This window comes from Lagierella massiliensis, from assembly GCF_001407835.1.
In the GTDB taxonomy this organism is placed as follows: domain Bacteria; phylum Bacillota; class Clostridia; order Tissierellales; family Peptoniphilaceae; genus Mediannikoviicoccus; species Mediannikoviicoccus massiliensis.
In genome coordinates this window covers 655,511-667,009 of sequence record NZ_CYUO01000005.1, presented here as the reverse complement: position 1 = coordinate 667,009, position 11,499 = coordinate 655,511, and the positions used below count along the sequence as shown (strand labels likewise).

General features: G+C 30.8%; 7 protein-coding genes. 3 read left to right on the top strand and 4 right to left on the bottom strand.

Annotated elements, in window-relative coordinates; genetic code table 11:
- Positions 1-4 precede the first annotated feature (4 nt).
- The 3 genes from BN2746_RS06760 (at position 5) to BN2746_RS06750 (ending at position 4,467) form a co-directional block, all read left to right on the top strand.
- Positions 5-1,120, top strand: a complete 1,116-nt coding sequence (locus BN2746_RS06760) for an NADH:ubiquinone reductase (Na(+)-transporting) subunit F (protein ID WP_055079025.1) — start codon at positions 5-7, stop codon at positions 1,118-1,120.
- Between the two features lie 150 nt (positions 1,121-1,270).
- Positions 1,271-3,646, top strand: a complete 2,376-nt coding sequence (locus BN2746_RS06755; protein WP_055079024.1) for an ABC transporter permease — start codon at positions 1,271-1,273, stop codon at positions 3,644-3,646.
- Positions 3,643-4,467: an ABC transporter ATP-binding protein gene (locus BN2746_RS06750; protein ID WP_055079023.1), complete on the top strand. Its 825-nt coding sequence runs from the start codon at positions 3,643-3,645 to the stop codon at positions 4,465-4,467. The genes BN2746_RS06755 and BN2746_RS06750 overlap by 4 nt, the downstream gene beginning before the upstream one ends.
- Before the next feature lie 36 nt (positions 4,468-4,503).
- On the opposite strand, the gene BN2746_RS06745 is transcribed toward BN2746_RS06750, so the two are convergent.
- The 4 genes from BN2746_RS06745 to BN2746_RS06730 all read right to left on the bottom strand — a co-directional run bounded on the left by BN2746_RS06745 (position 4,504) and on the right by BN2746_RS06730 (position 11,350).
- Positions 4,504-6,081, bottom strand: coding sequence for a potassium/proton antiporter (locus BN2746_RS06745; protein WP_055079022.1), 1,578 nt, complete (start codon positions 6,079-6,081; stop codon positions 4,504-4,506).
- A gap of 115 nt (positions 6,082-6,196) precedes the next feature.
- On the bottom strand, positions 6,197-6,898 hold the full coding sequence (locus tag BN2746_RS06740; protein ID WP_055079021.1) for a nitrilase-related carbon-nitrogen hydrolase: 702 nt from the start codon (positions 6,896-6,898) through the stop codon (positions 6,197-6,199).
- Complete coding sequence (mprF, locus tag BN2746_RS06735) at positions 6,895-9,468, bottom strand: bifunctional lysylphosphatidylglycerol flippase/synthetase MprF (protein WP_055079020.1); 2,574 nt, start codon at positions 9,466-9,468, stop codon at positions 6,895-6,897. Before mprF ends, BN2746_RS06740 begins: the two co-directional genes overlap by 4 nt.
- A gap of 175 nt (positions 9,469-9,643) precedes the next feature.
- Positions 9,644-11,350: a peptide ABC transporter substrate-binding protein gene (locus BN2746_RS06730; RefSeq protein ID WP_055079019.1), complete on the bottom strand. Its 1,707-nt coding sequence runs from the start codon at positions 11,348-11,350 to the stop codon at positions 9,644-9,646.
- Positions 11,351-11,499 lie beyond the last annotated feature (149 nt).

The window sequence follows — 11,499 nt, the reverse complement described above, 5'->3', positions numbered from 1 at the left end:
TATTATGGATAAAATAATTATTTCAACATTGGTTGTAACTGCAATTTCAGGAGTAATTGCAATACTACTTACTCTGGCTGATAAATATATTGCAGATTATGGCGAAGTTAAAATCACTATTAATGATGAAAAAGAATATGTTGTTGAAGGTGGAGATTCACTTCTATCTTCTCTTGTTTCACAAAAAATATTTATCCCATCAGCATGTGGTGGTAAAGGATCATGTGGATATTGTAAGGTTAAGGTTATGGACGGTGCAGGCCCTGTGCTTGCAACAGAAAAACCTTGGCTTTCACCAGAAGAGTTAGGTGACAACGTTAGACTTTCATGCCAAGTTAAAGTTAAATCAGATATGCATATTCAAATACCTGAAGAGTTGTTTAACGTAAAAGAATACGAAATGACCTTGGTAGAAAAAATTCCTATGACTGACAAAATTGTCAAACTTAGATTTGAACTACCAGAAGGCGAAACAATAAACTTTAAACCAGGTCAATTTATGCAAATAAAAACAGAAGCCTATTCAGGCGGAGATGACTTTGACGGTTGTGACGAAGAAGTATTTAGAGCATACTCCGTTGCATCTTCAATTAAAGACACAAAACACGTAGAATTTTTAATTGGATATACAATGGGTATTTGTTCAACATATGTTCACAAAGTTCTTAATGTTGGTGACAAGGTTCTAATTAATGGACCTTATGGTGACTTCTACTATCATGACGATGACAGTGAAGAAATTCTTCTTATAGCAGCAGGTACTGGATTTGCACCAATAAGATCAATTCTAAACCACATGAGAGACAACGACATTAAAAAGAAAGCAAGATTCTACTTCGGTGCAAGAACACCTGAAGATTTATTCTTAGTAGATGAAATGAAACAATTTGAAGAAGATTTATATGACTTTAAATTTATGCCTACCCTATCAAGGACAACTCCTGAAGACAACTGGGAAGGCGACACCGGAAGGGTAAATAACTCCATAGATAAATATGTAAATGAAGATACAACTTACACTGCTTATCTATGCGGTAGTCCTAAGATGATTGAAGGTATTGTTAAATCACTATGCGAAAAGAAAGTTCCAGAAGATAGAATCTTCTATGACGAATTCTAAAATAAAAATTTTTATAGAACTGCTACAGACATTGATTTGTAGCAGTTTTTCATTTCTTTTTTTATTTTAAAATATTTAAATTCATTATTCTATCGAATTTTGTAGTATAATATTAATTAAGGTAAAGTATTAATTAACTTTGGAGGAATAATGTTTAGTTTTAAAAAAATTTACAAAAATAAAATCTGGATATACATCTGTGTCTTCTTTGCTATTTTATCCGTTGGATATCTATTAAACCAAAAAGGATATGCTATAAAATCAGAAAAATTTTTAGCACAAAGCATTGAAAGATTACCCTATAATTTTTTTGATTACAAAATTAGATACGAAGAAGCAACTGATTCTGATTTAAAAAAAGAATTAGGTATTTATACAAAAAAATCTGATGAGTTTTTAGATCATCTAAACATTGCCTATGGATATGTATTCGCAAATGAAGAAGAAAACTATTACAGCGAAATGGACCAAGCCTACTCCCTATTTGTAGAACTTAAGGAGGTTGAAAAATCTCTTTTACAAAAGTTAAATAATCCATATTCAATTGCAACTTTTTCAGATGAAAATGGAGAAGTAGTAGACTTTATGAATGTGTATAACTACCATAAAGAACATAATATAGACATTCATCCAACCAGAGAGACTTTTTTAAGTCTGTTTGAAAGATCCTGGGAATTTATCTTTAGTCCCCTATTCTTGCTCTTAATACTCTTCGTTGCAATTTTTGTAACAGAACTTAAACAGCTTGACTTTAAGGTGGATGATGCATCTTATAAATTTCCTAAAGAGAATTTAATGGAGAGCTTAATGGTGGTCTTTATTCCATCTATTATGATACTTTCTTCAGCTCTTGGATGTGCCATTATCTCAATTTATAGAAAGACTCCCTTTGGAAGTTTTAGAGAGCTTCTAACCTACAACGTAATAAAGGGAAACTTCTTTAGCATGACAAATCCAGATGTCAATTGGGGAATATATCATAACTCATATATTTTGATTTTTTTACAGCTTCTACTTACAACTACCCTATGCTTTTTAGTGATGTATTTGATATATAAGTTTGCAAGAAAGTTTTTAAACTTTGGTTTTTCTTTTTGCATCACATTTTTTATAGCATTTTTAATTATATTCTTGAATCGAAGATTTTTAAGTTTAGAGTTTTACTTCTCCTTTGACTCTATAAGAATACTTTCAAGAATTACAAACATAGTGCTTCTTGTTGCGTTAACAATATTTTTCTTCTATTTAAACTATCTATTTAGATTTAACAGAGAACCAAAGTTTAATAGAAGTCGCTACTTCCCTTCCGAAAATATAAAGGGTTTAAGGTCTTTTGAAATTGTAAAGCTCAAGAGAAGTCAAATATTAAAATTTATAGGGCTATTTATAATTCTTTCATGTGTAATGATTTCATTTTCCTTTTCTAAAAGTTCTGAGAAATTAAAGGAAAAATCCTTAACAAATTTAGAACTTTTAATAAACTCACAAGAGTATATTATGGAAGAATTTAAAGATATTCCGGAAGATCAGATGCTAAACAATCCAAAAAAGACATTGGAACTTTTAAATAATTTAAAGGAAAGTTATTTAGAGAAAGATAAAAATCCTTCTAAGTACCTTGAAAATTATTTAGAGTATTATACTGAAGGGGATACCGTTCAACTTGGAAATGACAGCAACACTGAAGCATTTGATAATTACAATATCGACAGGATAAGATATTTTTTAGAAAACAAATTAAAACCAGATGATGAATTTGGAACCAATGGAGAAATGGCAAATCTATACGCCCAAAAGGATCCTCTTGGTCTATATTTGACCAATATGCACTATGGCAATTTTGAGTCAAGAGGTTTTGTAGGAGAGTTTATTAAAGCAAATAGAATTGGCTTTATTGCACTTTCTCTACTAATTATCACTTCAATAATCTCTTTAAGGATATGTGATGACTTTAAGAAAAATAAGCCTGCACTTTTATTTACTTCCGGGGCTTCAAAAAGAAAAATATATATTTCAAAGTTTATAACCTCAATTACTATAAGTTTCATCATGATACTTTTGATATACGCTTTACTTTTTATATTGGGATTTGTTAAAGGAGGTTTTGGTGAACCACTATATCCAGTTATAAATTACTCATCTGTTAAAGGTAGCAAAATATTTATAGGAACAAATGTATCTGCAGTTAGTATGATTCCTAAAGTAATCCTATCAAGTCTTTTGTTTTCATTAACAATGACAAGTTTTATATTTATGGTTTCTGCCACAGGGTATAAGAGTTCAAATGTAATTAGCATCGTGCTTGCAATTACAAGTATATTTATTGCAAGTAAAGGCTTTTTAGGAAAGTTTGCATTAATAAATCCATTTACCTACTTTGACCCAATGCTATTTGCATCTGGAGGAATGAGCTTTATAAATAATGTAAGTTCAATTAATTTTCTAAATGGAAGTATTGTTATGGTAATTGAAAGCGTATTGTTTTTTATTATTGGAGAATCTATTTTTAACAGGAGGAGCTTATGATTGAAATAAAGAATCTAAATAAGAGATACGGTGAAAAAATAGTCTTAAACGATTTAAACTTAGAACTTCATAAACCTGATATATATGCATTAGTAGGACCAAATGGAACTGGTAAGACTACTTTAATGGATATAATGGCGAATTTTGTAAAGAGAGATTCTGGTGAAGTTAAAATATGTAATATGGATCCTTCTGACTTTAATATTTTTAAAAAACTATCCTATGCGAGAAATTTAAATATGCTCTATGATAATTTAACTGGCCTTGACCACCTTGAACTTGCAAAAAGTCTTATGAATGTAAGTGACAGTGACTTTAAAGAGGCAATAGAAATTTTTGGAGTATCTGACTTTATGAAGAAAAAAGTCTCCACCTATTCCTTGGGTATGAGACAAAAGATGTTGCTCACATACTTTTTTATAGGTGACTACGATATTTACGTTATGGACGAACCTGTTACAGGACTTGATCCATCTTCAATAATACTACTTAGAGAGTATTTACATTATCTTAAGTCAAGGGGAAAGATGGTCATACTTTCATCCCACACCCTTTCAGAAGTAGACAAGACAACGGATGAAATATTATTTTTAGTAAACGGAAAAATTTTAAGGGAGAATCTAAATTCTTTTGCAGTAGAAAATTATTTATTAAAGACCAATGTGAATTTAGATTATGAAAAGCGTAATGACTCATATTTTATTCCACATGATAAGCTTGACACTGCATTAAAAGAAATTTTTTCTAAAAATGGAAATGTATATTCAGTAGAAAAATATTTAAGGTCAACTGAAGACAGATATAAAGAATTATATGGATAAAAAAAGAGGCAACCGTATAATACACGGCACTGCCTCTTATTCTTTTATTATTATTACCATATCTCCTGGATATAGCATTGTGTTTCCCTGAGGTACAATTATTTCGCCATCTTCTCTTTGAAGCATAATTATAAGCTCTTTATCACCCATTGGAATTTGTGAGACCTGTTTATTTGCCCATTTATGTTCCTTTGATAAAGTTATTTCAACAAGGTTATGCCCAGACCTATCGAAGTGGGTTTCCCCTCCAAGAACTACTATATCATTTTCTTTAATCACAGTATTGCCCTTTGCTACTACCGTTTTTCCTTCTCGTTCAATCTTTGCGACAATAATATTAAATGTATGTGTTAATTCCTTTATTTGTTTTCCAATCCACTTATTTCCTGGAGGAATTCTTGTTTGGATAAATCCAATATCTGACTTGTCTTGGTAATAGTTAAATGTCTTTAAAATCGTGTCATTTGGCTCAAGCATGTCTAATTTTTTTGTTACTATTGGCATTAAGGAACCTTGAATAAATGATGAGAATAAACATATACCAAAGACTATGTGAAATATATCTATAGATAAATTCACTCCTGAGTTTACCACAAGTATTGCAAAGGCAATTGCTGCAGCTCCTCTAAGTCCTGCAAGTGATATAACACCAAGCTGTTTTTTGTCCAATTTAAAAGGTAACATTAATCCAAACACAGTTATTGGTCTTATTAAAATTGCCATTGCCAACATGATTATAAAAGCTGTTGGCAACACCCCTATTAATTTTCCTATGTCAGATAAAAATCCAAGTAAGAAGAAAAGTCCAATTTGAACAAGAGAGGAAAGACCATCAAAGAAAAATACAATATCTCTTTTCCCAACAAACTGTTTATTTCCTATATAAATTCCAAGAATGTAGAGTGCTAAGTAGCCATTACCTCCAAGGATTTCTGCTAAACTGAAACTTCCAAAAACTATGGCAGCAAAAAGTACAACTAATAGCCCATCATCTTGAAGTCTTCCAAGATTTATAATCCTCATGGTAACACGTCCCATTATAAATCCTAAAACTATCCCAAAAATAACTTGCTTAAGCACCATTAGGGGAACTGAAATGTCGTTACCTGCAATAAGAGCTATAAATACCATAGTCATAGTATATGCTGCAGGGTCATTGGAACCACTTTCAAGTTCCAACAGAGGTGCAGTATTATATTTTAAATTCAAATTTTTTGAAACAAGTATTGAAGATACAGATGCAAAATCTGTAGAACCAACCACTGAACCAAGTAACATAGCTTCATAGAAATCAAATTTAAGAACAAAATAACAAAATGCTCCAGTTAGAAGTGCAGTAACTACAACTCCAAGACTTGAAAGCACTATGGCTGGCTTTGAAACAGGTTTTGCCATATTCCAGTTTGTACCAAATCCACCATAAAACATAATAATCATCAGAGATACCTTTGCAATTTTATCTGACAATTCATAATTTGAAAAATTATATCCTAAAAGATTAAAGGACATTCCAAGTAGAATAAATAGAAGTAGTGATGGTAGTCCAAACTTATCTGAAAATCTATGGGCTACAAGAGCCAGTATTAAAACTAAAGTAATTATTAATAAATTCATACCTTATCCTTTCTTCTTAATATTATAACATATAAATTTGTACAATAATGAAAGAATAACTATAATTAAATGTTATTAAAATAAAAAAAGAAGCCGAGTTCTCAGCTTCTAATAATTACATAGTAAAAATATAATCTTCATCTATTTTAAGTTCATCTTTTTTAATAACTTTTCCATGTTTTAATATTAAAACCAAACCATCTGTCTTGTCCCTTAGATAAAGTAAAATAGGTTTATCAAATATTTCAGAAATTTTTAAAAATTCACTTTTTCTCTGCTCAAACTCCTCTATACTTAAAATTCCCGTACAGAAAAATAAATCAACTTCTGCGTCCATATTTACAAGTCTAGATAAGTTTGCTTCGTCCAACAAATCAAAATAACTCACAACACCAACTTCACTATCTTTTCCTCTAAAACTATAAAGTTTTTCTCCTTCACGATAGTCGGCACAGGCATCTGTAGGTTTCCAATTTTTAGAATTGGTCCTATAATTTAAAATATTATTACCATTTTTTCCTAAAACTATGAAGGAATTATAAAGTCCTCCTTTATAATTTTCATAATAGCCCAGTCCAATTGAAATATTTTTTCCCTTTAAAGCATCTTTTATACTTGCAATTTCAGCTCCATTTTGAAATCTTGAAACTTCAACATCGTCTTTGTATTTAAAACTCAAACTTTCATTTCCCTGCAAAAATCCTTCATTGAAAAATAAAAAATCTATGTCTTTACTCTCTTCCAATTCTTTTAAAACAGTTTCTAAATTTCTTTTAATATCTTTAGTATTTTCTCTAAAAGGTATTTTTATAATCATATCTCTTCACTTTCCTTTAATTCTCTACTAAATTCTTCAAAATAACTTGTCTCTTTTTCATTTCCAAATCCATAGGAAACATTAACCATCTTTATAAGTGTGTCTGGAAGTTGAAAATCGTCTTTGTATGCAAGAAACACAGAAGACCATTCTGGAGTAAATTTATCTTTAAATTTCCTAAGTCCTTGGAAACCATATATCTTGTTCCCATATTTGTAAGCAAGTTTTACAGTCTTTTCCTTACTTTTTGAATATAATTTATTACCTACATTAGATAGTGGTGCTACTCCTAAGTCAAATTTCTTATAACCATTTTCATTCGCCCAATTTATTATATTTAAAAACATCATATCCATAAGACCATCAGGTCCATCTTTAACCTGTCTCATAAGGTCTATTGAAAGAGTATCAGTTCCTTTAATCGGAAACATATTTGCGAAGGCATATATTTTTTCATCGTCTTCGATTATAAAGATTGGTGCCTTTTGTAGGTATGTTTTATCAAAAAATCCTATCGAAAACTGCATCTCCCTTCTCTTGCCTAACCACTCATCAGAAATATCTTTTAATTTTTCTAAAAATTCATCTGTAAATGGAGGTTCTACAACTTTAAATCTAAGATTTAGAGTTTCCATAGAGTTTAATGTTCTTCTAAGAATTTTAAACTTCTTTCCTGCCATTGAAAATTTTTCAAGATTGACCTGTGCATCTTCCCCCATCTTTAGTAAAGAAAAGCCTTGGTCTATAAAATTTTCCAAATATTTGCCTGTTATCTGGAAAAAAACTACATCCATCTTGTTTCTTGAAGCCATATATACCAGTTCATCCAATGCCTCATCAAAGTCTTCTTCTTCACCTGCCGGGTCTCCTAACACAAATATCTTGTCCTTATAAGGTCTATAGAGAAACATAACTGTCTTCTTACTATTGATAAACATATTCTTATCTCTTAAGTAGAATGAGTGGGTATTTGAAACATAGGAATGATCTTTGAAAAAGTCTTCAAATTCATTTACATCATCTAAAGTAACTTTTTCAAATTCCATATATTTTCTCTCAACTCCAAGTATTATTGAACAAATTGAAATCGCAATAATCGGTGGGAACAATACATGTATTAGATTGTTCTTTATAAAATAGAAGCTAAATTTTTCCATTCCATAGAAGAAGTTAACATGATTTTTAACATTATGGATTATTATTCCTATAATAAATACAGAAAAAATTAAAATGGAAGCTTTAACAAACTTTCTTATGGAAATCATTTCTGAAAGACCATCAAAGTATTCTCTGTTGATATATAATCCGGCTATTAAAACCAAACAGATAGCAGTTTCTAAATATCCCTTATCCATCTTATAATAAAGTATGGAAATCATTATTAAAAGCACAATTACTATTCTATGAGCAACCTTAACCCTGTTTTTAATTCCTGTGGACAAAGCCATAAGAGAAAGTCCACATATAAGAGTAAATCTCTTGTTTAGAATCATCAAATAGTTTGGGAATAGTTTCGATATAAACTTAAACTTAATAAAAAGCTGAGGAACTGCCATAGATGCTACAATTAGTCCTCCTGTAGCAAGTACAGAATAGGATAACACAGTACTGATAGCATTTTGTTTTTGTATACTTGCCTGATTTGTTTCTCCTCTTGTTGAAAATATAAGTAACATCAATCCCAAAATCCAAGGTATTATAGTATAACAAATTCTACAAATTAAAAGTGACAACACTATCTTTGGAGTACTATAACCCATCATATTAAAAACAAATACACAACAGGCTTCAAAAGAGCCAAGTCCCCCTGGAATTAGAGAAATAATTCCAACAATTGTAGCAATTACATAAACTGTACATGCTGTCAATATAGAAATATCACTTTCATAATATCTTATTGTAAATGCAAAGAAAAGTGCAGCTAAGAACCACTCAAATGTAGATTGTAATGATATATATACTCTTAGTTTTCTTTGTGCCCTTATAAATATCGATCCTTCATCTTTAATGTATTTATCTATTGGAAGCTTATCTATAAATATAAAACCAATCACCATTAAAAACATGATTATAAGAAGAGGAACAAGTTTATACTCTTCCCTTCTTATAAGACCTATTGCTGATGGAAGTCCTAAGGAAAAAAGTCCAATCATATCTGAAAAGATGACTATAAATAAAATTCTGTTGACCACTTTCTTATCAACTTTATATTTGTCATACATCAACTCTCTAATGGTTAAACCTGCAACTCCACCAAAACCTATAAAGTTATTAAAAGACTGAGATATCCAACCAATTTTGAACACTTCTCTAAAGGGTATTTCCATCTTATAATACTTTGCAAGTAAAAAATCGTAGATAGTAGCAAAAGAAAATGTCACAAGCCCGAAGACTACAAAAAAGATTTTTGCCCTTGAATCCGTTCCTCTAATTAATTCTTTTATCTCTTCTACATTTATTCCCTTAATCTCTTTACGAATTATTATAGTAGTTAAAATTATGATGAATAGGACCAAAAAAGTCCTTATGTAATTTTTATATTTCTTGTAAAAGTCTTTTAATTTAGTCATACTTCCTCCCCACTATTTATATAATAACACAGTTAATGTATATAAAAGCATGGAATTTGCAATCGTAAGAATATTGTAAGATTTAAAAGAAAATGGATTTGAAACTCAATTTTCATGAATCTCAAATCCATTAACTTTCTTATTTATAAACTCTTAGAGTTTAATATTGTTAAGTTTACTTTCTTGCAGATGTATCAATTGTCTTAAATCCTGTTGTAGTAAATTCGTTAAATGTAATACCTTTAACAAAGTCATAGTAGAATTGGATTGTTCCACCATGAGTTAATGGGATTATAACTGTTTCATCTGAAAGAATTTGTTCAGCTTCTTCATAGTTCTTTAAAGCTTCTTTAGAGTCTTTTGCCTTAATAGCATTTCTAACTAATTCATCATACTTGTCGCTTGTCCAGTAAGTGTTAACTGCATTTGCAGTTGACATAAATAGAGAAAGCATTGCAGATGGATCATTGTAGTCAGCTGTCCATGCAAGATAAGCTAATTGGTAATCACCTTTTTGTACTCTACCTGAAAGAATTGGCCATTCCATTGTTTCAAGCTTAATGTCTGTTCCTAAAGTTGAGTTAACTGATTGTTGTATAAATTCACAAATTTGTTTAACGATAGGTGCATTTGTGTAGATTAATGTGATGTCAGCCTTTGCAGGGTCTTCGTCTTTTCCAAGTTCTTTAAGACCTTCTACAAATAGTGCCTTTAAGTCCTTATTTTCTTCTCTTAATTTAGCGTATGTGTCACCAGCATCTTTTCTAAATTCAGTTCCGTCAAGTTCCATACCTACTGGTACCCAACCAAGAGCTGGTTTTTGAATTCCCTTAGATATTAAATCAGCTAAGCCTTCTTTGTCTATTGCAAGTGAAATAGCTAAACGTATTTTATCATTCTTTAAAAATTCATCTTGGTGGTTGATTGTTAAGTAACCTACTGAAGGCACAGCAACTTCTTTGTTCTTAACTTCGTCCATTCCTTTGAACTTGCCAACCCATTCTGGTAATACTGTTCTAACTGCGTCAACTTCACCAACTGCAAAAGAGTTCATAACAGTGTTTGTATCTGTCATGATTGGAAGATTTACAGTTTCAACTTTTACATTGTCCTTATCCCAGTAGTCTTCGTTCTTAACTAAAGTAACTCTTGAGTTGTGAGTCCATTCTGAAACTTTGTAAGGTCCACAGGATAATACTGTATCAGCTTCTGCACCATATTTATCAGAATATTTTTCTACTAAATCTTGTCTACAAGGTAACATTACTCTAAAAGGTACAAGAGTTGGGAAATAAGTTGCAGGATTTTCCAAAGTAACTTCAAGAGTCATATCATCTATAGCTTTAACTCCAAGTTCGTCCATATTTACTTCACCCTTTGCTCCATTAAGTTTAGCAAAGTTCTTTATAGGATCCAATAAGAATGCAGATTCTGAACCTGTTGCAGGGTCTACAGCACGTTTAATACCATATTCATAATCCTTAGCTGTTAAAGGTTCTCCATCTTCCCATTTTAATCCTTCTCTTAAGTGGAAAGTATATACTAAACCGTCATCAGAAACTTCATACTTTTCTGCAGCTGCAGGTAGTATTTCATTTGTACCATCTTCTTTTTCTCCCATTCTAAGTAACGGTTCATTAATATTATTTATGATTTTGTTTCCATACATGTCAGATCCCTTTTGTGCATCAAGTGTGTTAGGTTCTGAATCAAGAAGTGAATTGTAATACAATCCTTCTGTTGAACCTCCGTTGTCTGACACTTTTCCATCTGTTGAGTTAGCGTTTCCATCAGTGCTTCCTGTGTCTCCACCCTTACATGCAGTGATAAATAACATTGAACATGCAAGTACTAAAGCCAGAAATTTTTTCTTACTTTTCATTATAATTCCTCCTATGAATAATATGTAGTGAACAGTTCTGAAATCGTTTGTTTTAAACGACTAATTAACAGAAGCAATCGTTATTAAACAAAAACAAACTAATCACTTAATTAAATTATACCACATTCAAAATAAAAGAAAAGCATTTT